14 protein-coding genes are annotated in these 14,819 nt (G+C 64.5%); 10 read left to right on the plus strand and 4 right to left on the minus strand.

All coding sequences use genetic code 11. The features are described from left to right. The first annotated feature begins 2 nt into the window (after positions 1-2). From DM872_RS20140 to DM872_RS20165, 6 genes are all read left to right on the plus strand, one after another. Positions 3-1,223, plus strand: coding sequence for a cytochrome c (locus tag DM872_RS20140; protein ID WP_179061122.1), 1,221 nt, complete (start codon positions 3-5; stop codon positions 1,221-1,223). A 15-nt stretch (positions 1,224-1,238) separates the two neighbouring features. Continuing rightward, positions 1,239-2,210, plus strand: coding sequence for an XdhC family protein (locus DM872_RS20145; RefSeq protein WP_179061123.1), 972 nt, complete (start codon positions 1,239-1,241; stop codon positions 2,208-2,210). A gap of 160 nt (positions 2,211-2,370) precedes the next feature. After that, positions 2,371-2,940, plus strand: a complete 570-nt coding sequence (locus DM872_RS20150; RefSeq protein WP_179061124.1) for a nucleotidyltransferase family protein — start codon at positions 2,371-2,373, stop codon at positions 2,938-2,940. A gap of 347 nt (positions 2,941-3,287) precedes the next feature. Then, the gene (locus DM872_RS20155) at positions 3,288-4,727 is read left to right on the plus strand and encodes a cytochrome ubiquinol oxidase subunit I (protein WP_179061125.1); all 1,440 of its coding nucleotides are present in this window, start codon (positions 3,288-3,290) and stop codon (positions 4,725-4,727) included. Between the two features lie 2 nt (positions 4,728-4,729). Further along, positions 4,730-5,737 carry a cytochrome d ubiquinol oxidase subunit II gene (cydB, locus tag DM872_RS20160; RefSeq protein WP_179061126.1) on the plus strand — a complete coding sequence of 336 codons (1,008 nt, stop codon included), beginning with the start codon at positions 4,730-4,732 and terminating at the stop codon, positions 5,735-5,737. A gap of 9 nt (positions 5,738-5,746) precedes the next feature. Next, the gene (locus tag DM872_RS20165; RefSeq protein ID WP_036997560.1) at positions 5,747-5,887 is read left to right on the plus strand and encodes a DUF2474 domain-containing protein; all 141 of its coding nucleotides are present in this window, start codon (positions 5,747-5,749) and stop codon (positions 5,885-5,887) included. 123 nt (positions 5,888-6,010) lie between these two features. Here the strand turns inward: DM872_RS20165 and DM872_RS20170 are convergent, their stop codons facing one another. After that, complete coding sequence (locus DM872_RS20170; protein ID WP_179061127.1) at positions 6,011-7,135, minus strand: methyltransferase; 1,125 nt, start codon at positions 7,133-7,135, stop codon at positions 6,011-6,013. Positions 7,136-7,217: 82 nt separating this feature from the next. Between DM872_RS20170 and DM872_RS20175 the strand changes: the two genes are divergently transcribed. Then, positions 7,218-7,994, plus strand: a complete 777-nt coding sequence (locus DM872_RS20175) for a ferredoxin--NADP reductase (RefSeq protein ID WP_179061128.1) — start codon at positions 7,218-7,220, stop codon at positions 7,992-7,994. Between the two features lie 129 nt (positions 7,995-8,123). Here DM872_RS20175 and DM872_RS20180 read toward each other — a convergent pair whose 3' ends face one another. Both DM872_RS20180 and ccoN read right to left on the minus strand, forming a co-directional pair. Next, entirely contained in the window at positions 8,124-8,369 is a 246-nt protein-coding gene (locus DM872_RS20180; RefSeq protein WP_179061129.1) for a cbb3-type cytochrome c oxidase subunit 3, read from the minus strand. Then, positions 8,362-9,798 (minus strand): cytochrome-c oxidase, cbb3-type subunit I, encoded by a 1,437-nt coding sequence (gene ccoN, locus DM872_RS20185; RefSeq protein WP_179061130.1) that lies wholly within the window; start codon positions 9,796-9,798, stop codon positions 8,362-8,364. Before ccoN ends, DM872_RS20180 begins: the two co-directional genes overlap by 8 nt. A gap of 269 nt (positions 9,799-10,067) precedes the next feature. On the opposite strand from ccoN, the gene DM872_RS20190 reads away from it, so the two are divergent. The 3 genes from DM872_RS20190 (at position 10,068) to DM872_RS20200 (ending at position 14,043) form a co-directional block, all read left to right on the plus strand. Further along, positions 10,068-11,738: a nitrite/sulfite reductase gene (locus DM872_RS20190; protein WP_179061131.1), complete on the plus strand. Its 1,671-nt coding sequence runs from the start codon at positions 10,068-10,070 to the stop codon at positions 11,736-11,738. Further along, on the plus strand, positions 11,735-12,211 hold the full coding sequence (locus DM872_RS20195; RefSeq protein ID WP_179061132.1) for a DUF934 domain-containing protein: 477 nt from the start codon (positions 11,735-11,737) through the stop codon (positions 12,209-12,211). The genes DM872_RS20190 and DM872_RS20195 overlap by 4 nt, the downstream gene beginning before the upstream one ends. 278 nt (positions 12,212-12,489) lie before the next feature. Then, positions 12,490-14,043 (plus strand): TerC family protein, encoded by a 1,554-nt coding sequence (locus tag DM872_RS20200; RefSeq protein WP_179061133.1) that lies wholly within the window; start codon positions 12,490-12,492, stop codon positions 14,041-14,043. Positions 14,044-14,198: 155 nt separating this feature from the next. Here DM872_RS20200 and mscL read toward each other — a convergent pair whose 3' ends face one another. Continuing rightward, complete coding sequence (mscL, locus tag DM872_RS20205; RefSeq protein WP_077525125.1) at positions 14,199-14,615, minus strand: large-conductance mechanosensitive channel protein MscL; 417 nt, start codon at positions 14,613-14,615, stop codon at positions 14,199-14,201. Positions 14,616-14,819 lie beyond the last annotated feature (204 nt).

Consider the following 14,819-nt stretch of genomic DNA (forward strand, 5'->3'; position numbering starts at 1 on the left):
GGATGCGTTCTTTCCTTCTCGCGGCACTGCTGCTGCCCCTGGCCGCCCAGGCGGCTGAAGAACCGGCGGACAAGGCGCTGGTCGAGCGCGGCAAGTACCTGGCCCGCGCCGCCGACTGCGTGGCCTGCCACAGCATCGAAGGCGGCGCCGAGTACGCCGGCGGCCTGCCGTTGGTATCGCCGTTCGGCACCATCTACGGCACCAACATCACCCCGGATAAGGAACACGGTATCGGCAACTACACGGCCGACGAGTTCTTCAAGGCGGTGACCCAGGGTGAGCGCAAGGATGGCGGCAAGCTCTACCCCGCCATGCCGTACACCTCCTACCACCTGCTCAAGCGTGAAGACTCCGATGCCATCTACGCCTACCTGATGAGCCTGGATCCCATCGCCAAGCCGAGCCCGAAGACCGACCTGGCCTTCCCGTTCAACGTGCGTTTCGGCATGACCTTCTGGAACATGCTCTACAAGAACCGCGTGCAGCTCGAAGCGGCCGATGGCAAGGGTGAGGAGTGGCAGCGCGGCCAGTACCTGGTGGAAGTGCTCGGCCACTGCGGCGAATGCCATACCCCGCGTAATGCCGTCGGCGCCTTGCAGCAGGACCTGCGCATGACGGGCGGCGTGATCCTCGGCTACGAGGCTCCGAGCCTGCTGGCCAAGGACCTGGCCGAGCGCGGCTGGACCACGGATGACCTGACCACCTTCCTCAAGCACGGCATCAGCGACCAGGGCTCGGTGTTCAACGAGATGTACCCGGTGCTGCACCACAGCACCCAGTACCTGCCGAAGGACGATCATCGCGCCATGGCCACTTACCTCTTGGGTGAGCAGCCGCCGACACCGCGCAAGATCGCCGCGGTGGCCGACGCCGAGCTGGGCGAAAGCGCAGCCCGTGGCCGTCAGGATTACCTCAACGTCTGCGCCGGTTGTCATGGAGCGGCGGGGGAGGGCGTGCCCCATGTGGCGGTCGCCATGAACGGCAACACCACCCTGCGCCTGGCGGATTCCCGCAACCTGCTGCGGGTGATCGACGACGGCATTCGCGAACAGCAGTTCACCGGTTTCGAGCGGATGCAGCCAATGCCCGGCTTCAGGGATAAACTCGACGACGGCCAACTGCGCGACCTGCTCAACTACCTGCGTCAGACCTGGGGCGGCCTCGATGGCGAGGTGAGTCCGGAGCGGGTGGCGGAGCTGCGCAGCGAAGTCCAGTCCCACTGACAGCGAGCACCCTCGATGCAACACCTGGATCTGCTGGTGGTACGCAAGGCCCTCGAATGGTCGGCTTCCGGCCAGCGCGTGTGGCTGTGCACCGTCCTTGCCACCTACGGCTCGGCGCCTCGCGCGCCGGGCTCGCTGCTGGCCGCTACCGCCGACGGCCACTGGATAGGTTCCCTGTCCGGGGGCTGCGTGGAGGATGATTTCCTCGAACGCCTGGCCGCCGGCGCTTTCCCCGAACCGGTGCAATTGGTGCGTTACGGCGACGGCAGCGATACCCAGTCGTCGATCCGCCTGCCCTGTGGCGGCATCCTGGACGTGCTGGTGGAAAACCTGCCCTCCGACTGCGATGTCCAGGCCCACCTGCGCGAGCTGGAAAGCGCACTGGCGGGCCAGCGCCGGCTGATCCGCGAGGTTTCCCTGCCCGATGGTGCACGCCGTCTTCTGCCGGATCGCGAGCATGGCCCACGGGTAGAGCGCCAGGGCGATCTGCTGCACCTGCGCGTGGGCGCTGCCCAGCGCTTGCTGCTGGCGGGTTATTCCACGGTGGCTCAGGTGTGCGCCGAGTTCGGCCAGAGCCTGGGTTTCGAAGTGGTGCTCTGCGACCCGCGTGACGAGGCGCTGCAAGGCGTCGAGCTGCCGGGCGTGGAAATCCGCCGCGAACTGCCCTCGGAGTTCATTCGCCTGGGTGGCTGCCATGCCGACACCGCCGTGGTCGCCTTGACCCACGATCCGAAGATCGACGACCTGGCGATGATCGAAGCAGTGCGCACCGAGGCTTTCTACATCGGCGTGATGGGCTCCATGGCCACCAGCGCCAAGCGCATGGAGCGCCTGCGCCGGGTCGGCGGCCTGAACGAGGCGGAACTCGCCCGCATCATCGCCCCCATCGGCCTCAACCTGGGCAGCAAGACGCCGTCCGAAATCGCCCTGGCGGTGCTCGCGGATATCCTGCGGGTGCGCAATGGGATTGGGCGGGAAAGGGTGTAGGGCCATACGCAGGTGCTGGTGTTTCCTTGTGGGGGCGAATTCATTCGCTTTGGGCAGCGCAGCTGCCCCCTACAAACTTTCAGGGCAGACCTGCGGTCTGCATAGCGAATGAATTCGCCCCCACAGTGTTCGTGCCGCCCTAGCTGAACGGAGCTGACCGATGCCCACCGTCCCCGCCCTGATCCTCGCCGCCGGCTTCGGCACCCGCTTTGGCAGCGACAAGCGCCGCGCCACCCTGGTTGATGGCCGCACCCTGCTGGCAGCCAGCCTGGAACGGGCCAAGGCGGTGTTCGGCGAGGTGCATATGGTGCTGCGCCCGGAGGACGATCCGGCCGCATTGGGGCTGCCGGAAGGCTGCAACATCATCCTCTGCGAAGACGCCGGACAGGGCATGGGCCACAGTCTGGCGGCCGGGGCGAGGGCGCTGGCCACGGGGGAAGGGGAGGCCATCGCCGTGCTGCTCGGGGACATGCCCTGGATAGCCGAATCCAGCCTGCGCGCACTGGTGGCCAAGGCCGCGCCGGGCCGCATCGTCTTCCCTGTCCACCACGATGAACGTGGGCACCCTGTGCTCTTCGGCCGGGAGTTCTGGCCCGAGCTGCAGCAATTGACTGGCGACGAAGGCGCGCGCCGGGTCCTGCGCGCCCACGCCTCTGCCTGGGTAGCGGTGGGTGTGGATGATCCAGGCGTGCTGCGCGATGTGGACAGTCCTGAGGCAATCCAACCGTAGGTTGCGGCAGAGCGCAGCGAAGCCCAACGATTCCCGGTGAGTCCGCATGTTGGGCTTCGCTGCGCTCAGCGCCAACCTACATCCCCCCAACGACCTCATGCGGCGCGCGGCCGCGCGTCAACCTGTCGCGCGGCAACGAACCACAGCTTCCTAAATGCCTTGACCGGCTACTCTCTATGCATTGCTTGATCCGCGTCAAAACCCCCGACGCGGGTTTGTGAAGGGCCTGGCTGGCCCGCATCCAGTCGCAGCAGCTATCCATAAGAACAATTCGATCCGGCGCGAATCCTCTATAGGGTGGAGTCGCGCGGGGCCGCACCCGTATCAACCTGATTAGAGGATTCGCCATGTTCGGATTGGAGGCTCTCGATCTCGCCCGAATGCAGTTCGCCTTCACCGTGTCCTTCCACATCATCTTCCCGGCCATCACCATTGGCCTGGCGAGCTACCTCGCCGTGCTGGAAGGGTTGTGGCTGAAGACCCGTGAGGAGGTCTACCGCGACCTCTATCACTTCTGGTCGAAGATTTTCGCCGTGAACTTCGGCATGGGTGTGGTTTCCGGCCTGGTCATGGCCTACCAGTTCGGCACCAACTGGAGCGCCTTCTCCGACTTCGCCGGCGCGGTCACCGGGCCGCTGCTGACCTATGAGGTGCTCACCGCATTCTTCCTCGAGGCGGGATTCCTTGGCGTCATGCTGTTCGGCTGGAACCGCGTGGGGCCGGGCCTGCACTTCTTCTCCACGGTGATGGTGGCCATCGGCACCATCATTTCCACCTTCTGGATTCTCGCTTCCAACAGTTGGATGCAGACCCCGCAGGGCTTCGAGATCATCGATGGCCGCGTGGTGCCGGTGGACTGGTTCGCCGTGGTGTTCAACCCCTCGTTCCCCTACCGTCTGGTGCATATGGCGACAGCGGCCTTCCTCGCCACCGCGTTCTTCGTCGGCGCGTCGGCGGCCTGGCACCTGCTGCGTGGTCGCGACAACCCGGGCATCCGCAAGATGCTCTCCATGGCCATGTGGATGGCCCTGCTGGTGGCGCCGGTACAGGCGTTCATCGGCGATTTGCACGGCCTCAATACCCTCAAGCACCAGCCGGCGAAGATCGCCGCGATGGAAGGCCACTGGGACAACAGCAGCGGCGAAGCCACCCCGCTGATCCTCTTCGGCTGGCCGGACATGGAGCGCGAGGAAACCCGCTTCAAGGTGGAGGTCCCCTACCTCGGCAGCCTGATCCTGACCCACAGCCTGGACAAGCAGGTGCCGGCGCTGAAGGAATTCCCCAAGGAAGACCGGCCCAATTCCACCGTGGTGTTCTGGTCGTTCCGCATCATGGCGGGCCTGGGCATGCTGATGATCCTCACCGGCGTCTGGAGCCTCTGGCTGCGCTGGCGTGGCGGGCTGTTCCAGTCCCGGCCGTTCCTCTACTTGTGCCTGTGGATGGGCCCGTCCGGACTGATCGCGATCCTCGCCGGCTGGTTCACCACCGAGATGGGCCGCCAGCCCTGGGTGGTCTACGGGCTGATGCGCACGGCCGATGCAGTGTCGAACCACAGCGTGACGCAGATGAGCCTGACCCTGGTGAGCTTCGTGGTGGTGTACTTCGTGCTCTTCGGCGCCGGCCTGGGCTACATGATGCGCCTGGTGCGCAAGGGCCCGGTCACCAACGAAGGCAAGGAACAGGGTATCGGCGGCCCCGGCCAGCATCGGACCCCCGCCCGCCCGCTCTCGGCGACCGAAGAGGGCATGGACGATGACGAAAACGCTGTAACCGAGCCGAGGAATTGATCATGGGCGTCGACCTTTCACTGATCTGGGCGATCATCATCATCTTCGGCGTGATGATGTATGTGGTGATGGACGGTTTCGACCTCGGAATCGGCATCCTCTTCCCCTTCGTCAAGGACAGCGGCGAACGCGACGTGATGATGAACACCGTCGCGCCGGTCTGGGACGGCAACGAGACCTGGCTGATCCTGGGCGGTGCCGGCCTGTTCGGCGCCTTCCCGCTGGCCTACTCGGTCGTGCTTTCCGCGCTCTACCTGCCGCTCATCCTGATGCTGCTGGGGTTGATCTTCCGCGGCGTCGCCTTCGAGTTCCGCTTCAAGGCCAAGCCGGCCAAGCGTCACCTGTGGGACAAGGCGTTCATCGGTGGCTCCATCGCCGCGACCTTCTTCCAGGGCGTCGCGCTGGGTGCCTTCATCGAGGGCATCCCAGTGGTGAACCGCACCTTTGCCGGTGGTTCGCTGGACTGGCTGGCGCCGTTCCCGATGTTCTGCGGCCTGGGCCTGATCGCCGCCTATGCACTGCTCGGCTGCACCTGGCTGATCATGAAGACCGAAGGCCGCCTGCAGCAGCAGATGCACGACCTGGCGCGCCCGCTGGTGATGGTGCTGCTGGCCATCACCGGCATCGTCAGCATCTGGACGCCGCTGGCCCACGAGGAAATCGCCACGCGCTGGTTCAGCCTGCCCAACCTGTTCTGGTTCATGCCGGTGCCGATCCTGGTGCTGGTGTGCACCTGGGCACTGCTGCGTGCGGTGGCCGACAACGCCCACCACGCGCCCTTCGTGCTGACCCTGGTGCTGATCTTCCTCGGCTACAGCGGCCTGGGCATCAGCCTCTGGCCGAATGTGATCCCGCCGTCGATCTCCATCTGGGAAGCCGCGGCACCGCCGCAGAGCCAGGGCTTCATGCTGGTGGGCGCGCTGTTCATCATCCCCTTCATCCTGATGTATACCGCCTGGAGCTACTACGTATTCCGCGGCAAGGTGACCCAGGAAGACGGCTACCACTAGGAGCGCCTTGTGGATAAGTCAGAGAAGAAACCGCTGTGGCAGCGCCTGGGCTGGCTGGTGGGCATCTGGGCCCTCAGCGTGCTGGCCCTCGGCGCCGTGGCCTACCTGCTGAGGATGTTCATGACGGCGGCGGGGTTGAGTACGCACTGATCCTGTGGGGGCGAATTCATTGGCTAAGGGCTGCGCAGCAGCCCCCATGAGTCTCGAAAGGCAGACCTTCGGTCTGCATCGCGAATGAATTCGCCCCCACAAGGTTTCCTGCAAGTCGCGGCGTTATTTGCTCGCCTTCAACACCACAAACTTCGGCGTCGCCGCCACCTGCTCCACACCCCGGAACAGGCGCTTGAGCTTGGCGTGGTAGCCCAGGTGGCGGTTGCCGACGATCCATAGCTCGCCCCCCTTCACCAGCGCATCGCGCGCTTGCACGAACATGCGCCAGGCGAGGAAATCGCCTACCACCTGCTGCTGGTGGAACGGCGGATTGCACAGCACCAGGTCCAGCGAATCCTCCGGCTGTTCGGCCAGGCCGTCGCCAGCGCGGATGTCCGCCGGGCGATCACCCAGTGCCGCGCGCCAGTTTTCCTGCGCCGACTGCACCGCCATGTAGGACTCGTCCACCAGGGTCATCTGCGCCTGCGGGTTGGCCAGGGCGTAGACGATGCCGAGAACGCCATTGCCGCAGCCAAGGTCCGCCGCGCGGATGTCCGCCAGGCTGCGTGGCAGGTGCGGGAGGAAAGCGCGGGTGCCGATGTCCAGGCCTTCGCGGCAGAACACGTTGGCGTGGTTCACCAGCGTCAGGCGTGGCTGGTCCAGCTGATAGCGCGTGGGATAGGGCGAGGAGATGGCCGGCTTCTGCTCGGTCGTGGCGATCAGCAGGCGTGCCTTCTTCACCGCCAGCGACGGCTGCATCGGGCCGATGTATTTCGCCAACAGATCACCGGCGGCGTGGGGCAGGTGTTTGACCATGCCGGCGGCGACCACAGTAGCGCCTGGAGCCAGTTGGCCGTGCAGGCGGATCAGTTGTTCCTCCAGCAGTGCCAGGGTCTTGGGCACGCGGATCAGTACCCGGTCGAACGGACCAATAGCCGCTTCACTGGCAGGCACGAAGCGTACGCCACTGACATCCAGTTCATTGCGCGCCAGATTGCGTTGCAGGGCGATATGACCGAGGTGGGAATCGCCGCTGCTGGTGACCTGGGCGTGGGGCGCGAGGCTGGCCGCCAGCGCGCCGAAGCTGTCGTTCAGTACCAGGATGCGCGTATCGGCCGTGATGCCCTGCTCGTGCAGGTGGCTGAGCAGGTATTCATCGGCAGCATCGAAGGCCTGCAGCGGATCGTCCTGCTGTTCGGGCTGGCGAACGAGGTCGAGCTGGGCAAAAGGCGTAGCAAATATAGGCATAAGAACCGGCGGTGTTTCTGAAGGCCGCTTTGCGAGACACTGGGGCGGCCTTCGAACGAATCGGAAAGAGTGGGAGCGGAGTATGACCGCCAGCGAAGAGAAGTTCACCCGTCAGACCCTGCTGGAAGTGGAGACCCTGACGCCCAGCCTGTTCACCCTGCGCACCACCCGCGACGTGGGCTACCGCTTCCGCGCTGGCCAGTTTGCCCGCCTGGGCGTCACCAAGGCCGACGGCAGCACCGTCTGGCGCGCCTATTCCATGGTGTCGGCACCCCATGACGAGCACCTGGAGTTCTTCTCCATCGTCGTGCCGGGAGGCGAATTCACCAGCGAGCTGTCGCGCCTGAAAGAAGGCGACACCCTGATGGTGGACAAGACGTCCTTCGGTTTCCTCACCCTCGACCGCTTCGTCGATGGTCGCGACCTCTGGCTGCTGGCCACCGGAACGGGCTTGGCGCCCTTCCTGTCGATCCTCCAGGACCTGGAGGTCTGGCAGCGTTTCGAGCGCATCATCCTGGTCTACAGCGTGCGCCAGGCCGCCGAACTGGCCTATCAACCGCTGATCGATGACCTGAAAAACCGTGATTACCTGGAAGGCGTGGCCGACAAGCTGCTGTACATCCCCGTGGTGACCCGCGAGGAAGTGCCCGGCGCGCTGCATGGGCGCATCACCACCCTGATCGAGAACGGTGAGCTGGAACAAGCCGCTGGCCTGGAACTGACCCCGGAACATTCCCGCGTGATGCTCTGCGGCAACCCGCAGATGATCGATGACACCCGTGCTGTGCTGAAGAAGCGCGACATGAACCTGAGCCTCACCCGCCGGCCGGGGCAGGTGGCGGTGGAGAATTATTGGTAGGCAGTGGTTGCTCTCGCTTTTTTGTGGGGGCGATTTCAATCGCTAAGCAGACCGCAGGTCTGCCCGACAGTTGATAGGGGCTGCTGCGCAGCCCTTAGCGAATGAATTCGCCCCCACAGGGTTCGGCCCTCAGGCGTCCATCTCCACTCGGCTCGCACAACCCCCATCACACCGCCCCGGGCAACTACACCCCGTGCTGCTGCGGCCTGTGGCGCGTTCCATGCGCCGGGCCACGGGCTCGTCGTCGGCGAAGGGCAGCATGGTGGCTTCGTCCAGCTGACGCTGGCTCCTGCCGCCCAGGCAGGCCTGGGTGGCGAGGTAGAAGAAGGTCAGCGCGGCGAGGCTGAGCAGGGCGTAGGCGCTCTCGCTATCCATGGACCACCGCCTGCGGTACCACTTCGGTGGTGCGTGCATCGCCCACGCGGATGGTGCGCCAGGTATTCCAGGCCATCAGCAGCATGCCGGTGACGAAGAAGATGCCGCCCACCATGCGTACCACGAAGCCCGGATGGCTGGCTTCCAGCGCTTCCACGAAGGAATAGGTGAGGGTGCCGTCCTCGTTGACTGCGCGCCACATCAGGCCTTGGGTGATGCCGTTGACCCACATCGAGGCGATGTAGAGCACGGTGCCGATGGTGGCCAGCCAGAAGTGGGCGTTGATCAGGCCGACGCTGTGCATCTGCGCGCGGCCGTAGAGGCGCGGGATCAGGTGGTAGAGTGAGCCGATGGTAATCATCGCCACCCAGCCCAGCGCACCGGCGTGTACGTGGCCGATGGTCCAGTCGGTGTAGTGGGAAAGGGCGTTGACGGTCTTGATCGCCATCATCGGGCCTTCGAAGGTGGACATACCGTAGAAGGCCAGCGACACCACGAGGAAGCGCAGGATCGGGTCGTCGCGCAACTTATGCCAGGCGCCGGACAGGGTCATCATGCCGTTGATCATGCCGCCCCAGGATGGCGCCAGCAGGATGATCGACATCACCATGCCGAGGGACTGCGCCCAGTCGGGCAGGGCGGTGTAGTGCAGGTGGTGCGGGCCGGCCCAGATGTACAGGGTGATCAACGCCCAGAAGTGCACGATGGACAGCCGGTAGGAGTACACCGGGCGCCCGGCCTGCTTGGGAATGAAGTAGTACATCATCCCGAGGAAGCCGGTAGTCAGGAAGAAGCCCACGGCGTTGTGCCCGTACCACCACTGGACCATGGCGTCGGTGGCGCCTGAATACACCGAGTAGGACTTGAACCAGCTCACCGGAATGGCCATGTGGTTGACGATGTGCAGCATCGCGGTGACCACGATGAAGGCGCCGAAGAACCAGTTGCCCACGTAGATGTGCTTGGTCTTGCGCTTCATGATGGTGCCGAAGAACACCACCGCGTAGGCGATCCAGACGATTCCCATCCACACCGCGCCGGTGAATTCCACCTCGGCGTATTCCTTGGTGGTGGTCAGGCCCTGAGGCAGGGTCACCAGCAGGATCACCACCAGCGCCTGCCAGCCCCAGAAGGTGAAGGCGGCCAGCCCGCCACCGAACAGTCGCGCCTGGCAGGTGCGTTGCACCGTGTAGTAGCTGGTGGCGAACAGCGCGCTGCCGCCGAAGGCGAAGATCACCAGGTTGGTATGCAGCGGGCGCAGACGGCCGAAGCTGGTCCAGGGCAGGTCGAGGTTCAGCGCCGGCCAGACGAGCTGGGCGGCGATGAACACGCCCATGCCCATGCCGACGATGCCCCAGACGAGCGTCATCAGGGCGAACTGGCGAACCACCTTGTAGTCGTAGGTCGGTTCCGGGAATGCGGTGTTCATGTGCGGGCCTTTCGGTTGGGAAGACTGAGCGGCCGCCATTCTGGAAATCCCGACGACGGGGAAACAGACTCAGATAAAGGCACTTTTTAGAGCTCAGATGGAAGGCGGCCCTGTAGGAGCGAGCTTGCTCGCGAACCGCAGCCCTTCGCGAGCAAGCTCGCTCCTACAGTTTCATCTGATACGGTTTTTTGCAGCGAACCTGAAGCTGTTTCCATCTCGCTCGCACGCACATAGTGACGGCTCCGCCCGCCTTGCTGGAGCCCGCTTGCATGTACCACTACGACGACTACGACCGCGCCCTGGTGCAGGAGCGCGTAGCGCAATTCCGCGACCAGGTGGCGCGGCGCATCAGCGGCGAGCTGAGCGAGGAAGAATTCCTGCCGCTGCGCCTGCAGAACGGCCTCTACATGCAGAAGCACGCCTACATGCTGCGGGTCGCCATTCCCTACGGCACCCTGTCGTCGAACCAGCTGCGTTGCCTGGCGCACATCGCCCGCGCGCACGACCGCGGCTACGGCCATTTCACCACCCGGCAGAACATCCAGTTCAACTGGATCGAACTCGCTGAAGTCCCGGACATCCTGCAGCAGCTGGCCGAGGTGGAAATGCACGCCATCCAGACCTCCGGCAACTGCGTACGCAACATCACCACCGAGGCCTTCGCCGGGGTGGCTGCCGATGAACTGCTGGATCCGCGCCCGCTGGCGGAAATCCTCCGCCAGTGGTCGACCATCAACCCGGAATTCCTCTTCCTGCCGCGCAAATTCAAGATCGCCCTCTGCGCCGCCGAGGAAGACCGTGCCGCCGTGCAGATGCACGACATTGGCCTTTACCTGTACCGCGACGACGCTGGCGAAATGCGCCTGCGGGTGATGGTGGGCGGCGGGCTTGGGCGCACGCCGATCCTCAGCCAACAGATCCGCGACGGCCTGCACTGGCGCCACCTGCTGTCCTATGTCGAGGCCATTCTGCGGGTCTACAACCGCCACGGGCGGCGCGACAACAAGTACAAGGCGCGGATCAAGATCCTGGTGAAGGCGCTCGGCATCGAGGCGTTCGCCCGCGAGGTGGAAGCCGAGTGGCAGCACCTGAAGGATGGACCCGCCGAGTTGACCGAGGACGAGTACCAGCGGGTCGCCGTCAGCTTCGATGCGCCGTCCTATGCCCATCTCGATGACGCCGATCTCGGCTTCGGCACGCACCTGGCGCGGGCCCCGGCCTTCGCCCGCTGGTGCGCGCGCAACCTGCAGCCGCACAAGGTGCCGGGCTACGCCGCTGTGGTGCTGTCCACCAAGCCGGGGCCCGAGGCACCACCCGGTGACGTCACCGCCGCGCAGATGGAAGCGGTGGCCGACTGGGCCGAGCGCTTCGGCTTCGGTGAAATCCGCATCGCCCACGAACAGAATCTGGTGCTGCCTGACGTCCGCAAAGCCGACCTGCACACCCTCTGGCTGCTGGCCTGCGAGCAGGGCCTGGCGACGGCCAATATCGGCCTGCTCACCGACATCATCGCCTGCCCGGGAGGCGACTACTGCTCCCTGGCCAACGCCAAGTCCATCCCCATCGCCCAGGCGATCCAGGCGCGCTTCGTCGATCCGGCGGCACTGCAGGACCTGGGCGAATTGAGCCTGAACATCTCCGGCTGCATGAACGCCTGTGGCCACCACCACATCGGCAACATCGGCATCCTCGGCGTGGATAAGGGCGGCAGCGAGTGGTACCAGATCACCCTCGGCGGCGCCCAAGGTATGCAGAGTGAGCTGGGCAAGGTGATCGGACCGTCCTTCAGTGCCGACGAGGTGCCGGACGTCATCGAGAAGGTGGTGGCGACCTTCCGCGACTACCGCGAGCCGGAGGAGCGCTTCGTCGACACGGTGCGCCGCATCGGCCTGGAGCCCTTCAAGGAACGGGTCTACGCCAAGACGGAGGTGCCGGCATGAACAACCTGATCAAACTGGTGGAGGGAGAAGCGCGCCTGGTGGACGACCCTTGGACCCTGGTGCGTGAGGCGGGTGAAACCTTGCCGGATGGGCAGTTGATCCTGCCCCTGGCGCTCTGGCGCGAGCGAGACGGTACGGATGGGCTGTTGCTGCAGCCGGACGATGAGGTTGAGGAACTGGCCTCGCTGCTGGAAGGAGTGCCCCTGATTGCCGTGGATTTCCCCAGCTTCCGCGACGGCCGGGGCTACAGCCAGGCTTACCTGCTGCGTACCCGCCTGGGCTGGCGTGGCGAGCTGCGTGCGGTGGGCGATGTGCTGCGCGACCAGCTCAGCCACATGCGCCAGTGCGGGTTCGATGCGTTTGCGGTGCGGGAGGACAAATCCGCTGAAGACGCGCTCAAAGGACTGGCCGGTGTGAGCGTACTTTATGGCCGCTCAGTAATAGAGCCGAGACCACTCTTTCGCCGGCGCTAAGAGATTTCATACATGATTGGTAAAAATTCCCTACTTAGAGTTGGTGAATTTCTGACCTAGCATTCGCAGTTCGTTTATCCGAACTGGAAACCAATGGACAGCGATAGTTGTAAGCCGCCCCCTGCAACCCTGGGTGCGGCCGCCCCCCTCCCCACTGGCGTCTGCGCACGCCAATTCGAATTGCAGCTCACCGCTGCCTACCCTTCGTGCATGTCGATGCAACGCCCGCAGGCGTCGTTTGCGCCTGCCTGTAACCCTGGTTCGAGAGCCTGATCCCTATGGAATGGATAGTTGACCCCACGGCCTGGTTGGGCCTGCTGACTTTGATCGTCCTGGAGATCGTCCTCGGCATCGACAACCTGGTGTTCATCGCCATCCTGGCTGACAAGCTGCCGCCCCATCAGCGTGACCGCGCGCGCCTGATTGGCCTGTCGCTGGCGCTGGTCATGCGCCTGGGCCTGCTGGCGAGTATTTCCTGGCTGGTCACCTTGACCACGCCGCTGTTCGAGGTGTTCGACAAGAGCTTCTCCGGCCGTGACCTGATCATGCTCTTCGGTGGTGTGTTCCTGTTGTTCAAGGCCACCATGGAGTTGCACGAGCGCCTGGAAGGTCGCGTCCACAGCCAGAATGGCAGCCGAGCCTACGCCCTGTTCTGGCCGGTGGTGGCGCAGATCGTGGTGCTGGATGCGGTGTTCTCCCTCGACGCGGTGATTACCGCCGTGGGCATGGTCGAACACCTGGAAGTGATGATGATCGCCGTGGTGGTGTCCATTGGTCTGATGATCATCGCCAGCAAGCCGCTGACCGCCTTCGTCAACGCCCACCCGACGGTGATCATGCTGTGTCTGGGCTTCCTGATGATGATCGGTTTCAGCCTGACCGCCGAAGGCCTGGGCTTCCACATCCCGAAAGGCTACCTGTATGCCGCCATCGGCTTCTCGTTGCTGATCGAGGCTGCCAACCAGTTGGTGCGCTGGCGCCGCAAGCGCCAGCTCCAGGGCGACCGCAGCGTGCGCGAGCGTACTGCCCACGCGGTGCTGCGTTTGCTGGGTGGGCGTGGTGTCGAGGCTGATGAGGTGGGCGAAGAAATCGCCGACCTGCTGGATGGCGACGACATTGGCAAGGTGCCGTTCGACCGTCGCGAACGGATCATGATCAGCGGCGTGCTGGGGCTGGCCGAGCGCCCGATCCGAACCCTGATGACCAACCGCAACGAGGTGGGACGCATCGACCTCGACGAGCCGCGCGAAAGCATCCGCGACGCCCTGCTGCGTTCGCCGCACTCGCGCCTGTTGGTGATCCGCAGTGGCGATGTAGACGAGCCCCTGGGCTACGTGCACAAGAAGGAACTGCTGCGCGAACTGTTGCAGGGTCAGGAACCGGATTTCGAGCAGATGCTGCGGATACCGCCGAACCTGCCGGACAGCGCCTCCGTGCTGGGCGCCCTGGAAGAAATGCGCAAGGCCTCCACCCACGTGGCGTTCGTGGTCAACGAGTTCGGCGGCTTCGAGGGGCTGCTGACCATGACCGACATTCTCGAGTCCATTGCCGGTGAGCTGCCCGATGCCAGCGAAGTGGACGGCCTGGATATCGAGCCGTGCGACGGCGGCTGGAAGGTCAGCGGCGCGGTGAACCTGAGCCTGCTGGGGGAGCGCGTCGGCTTTGCCGCCAAACCCGGCGAGGATTACCAGACCCTTGCGGGGCTGGCCATGAGCCTGCTGGATCGCCTGCCGGTGATCGGCGACGCCCTGGAAGTCGAAGGCTGGCAGCTGGAAGTGATCGAGGTGAAGGAAAGACGCGTCAATCGCCTGTTGCTCAAGCCGCTGGTGTAGATGAGCAGAGACTGTGTGGGGGCGATTTCAATCGCTGAGCGGGCTGCAGGCTCGCTCCACGAAGTCAGAGGGTCGCTGCGCGCCCCATCGCGAATAAATTCGCCCCCACAAGAAGAAACGGCGCCATCAAGGCGCCGTTTCTTTTGCGATGTCCTTCAGGGCTGCCTGTCCTGCTGCGATTTCAGCAGGTCGCGAATCTCGGTCAGCAGGGTTTCCTCGGGGGTCGGCGTCGGCGGCAGCTCGGGAGCGGCGGCCTCTTCACGTTTGAGCTTGTTGATCACCTTCACCCCCATGAAGATCGCGAAGGCGACGATCACGAAGTCGAGGATGGTCTGGATGAACTTGCCATAACTCAGCATCACTGCCGGGATTTCCCCCTCGGCGGCCTTGAGGGTGATGGCCAGGTCGGAGAAGTCGACCCCGCCGATCAGCAGGCCTATGGGTGGCATGATCACGTCGCCCACGAAGGACGAGACGATCTTGCCGAAGGCGGCGCCGATGATGATGCCCACGGCCATGTCGACCACATTGCCTTTGACGGCGAAGGCTTTGAATTCATTGAGCAAGCTCATGTTTCACTCCCTGAGGTTCTGGATTCAACGCTGAAGTGTAATTCAGCGGGTCGAGGCTGCCAGCGATGGCCACCTCCTTGTGCCGGCGCACATGCTAGGGGGCGGCGGCCGCAGTGCCAAGTCCGGCGAGGTTTCCGTCAGGCGGCGCTTTCGGCCTCTGGTCCCTGGTCTAGCCTGAGAGGGAGGCTGCAAGAGGAGGGTCGC

The organism is Pseudomonas taiwanensis (assembly GCF_013393345.1).
In the GTDB taxonomy this organism is placed as follows: domain Bacteria; phylum Pseudomonadota; class Gammaproteobacteria; order Pseudomonadales; family Pseudomonadaceae; genus Metapseudomonas; species Metapseudomonas resinovorans_C.

Coding starts and splice junctions, on each gene's coding strand:
- DM872_RS20140 (WP_179061122.1), top strand. CDS start 3: ATGCGTTCTTTCCTTCTCGCGGCACTGCTGCTGCCCCTGGCCGCCCAG.
- DM872_RS20145 (WP_179061123.1), top strand. CDS start 1,239: ATGCAACACCTGGATCTGCTGGTGGTACGCAAGGCCCTCGAATGGTCG.
- DM872_RS20150 (WP_179061124.1), top strand. CDS start 2,371: ATGCCCACCGTCCCCGCCCTGATCCTCGCCGCCGGCTTCGGCACCCGC.
- DM872_RS20155 (WP_179061125.1), top strand. CDS start 3,288: ATGTTCGGATTGGAGGCTCTCGATCTCGCCCGAATGCAGTTCGCCTTC.
- cydB (WP_179061126.1), top strand. CDS start 4,730: ATGGGCGTCGACCTTTCACTGATCTGGGCGATCATCATCATCTTCGGC.
- DM872_RS20170 (WP_179061127.1), bottom strand. CDS start 7,135: ATGCCTATATTTGCTACGCCTTTTGCCCAGCTCGACCTCGTTCGCCAG.
- DM872_RS20175 (WP_179061128.1), top strand. CDS start 7,218: ATGACCGCCAGCGAAGAGAAGTTCACCCGTCAGACCCTGCTGGAAGTG.
- DM872_RS20180 (WP_179061129.1), bottom strand. CDS start 8,369: ATGGATAGCGAGAGCGCCTACGCCCTGCTCAGCCTCGCCGCGCTGACC.
- ccoN (WP_179061130.1), bottom strand. CDS start 9,798: ATGAACACCGCATTCCCGGAACCGACCTACGACTACAAGGTGGTTCGC.
- DM872_RS20190 (WP_179061131.1), top strand. CDS start 10,068: ATGTACCACTACGACGACTACGACCGCGCCCTGGTGCAGGAGCGCGTA.
- DM872_RS20195 (WP_179061132.1), top strand. CDS start 11,735: ATGAACAACCTGATCAAACTGGTGGAGGGAGAAGCGCGCCTGGTGGAC.
- DM872_RS20200 (WP_179061133.1), top strand. CDS start 12,490: ATGGAATGGATAGTTGACCCCACGGCCTGGTTGGGCCTGCTGACTTTG.
- mscL (WP_077525125.1), bottom strand. CDS start 14,615: ATGAGCTTGCTCAATGAATTCAAAGCCTTCGCCGTCAAAGGCAATGTG.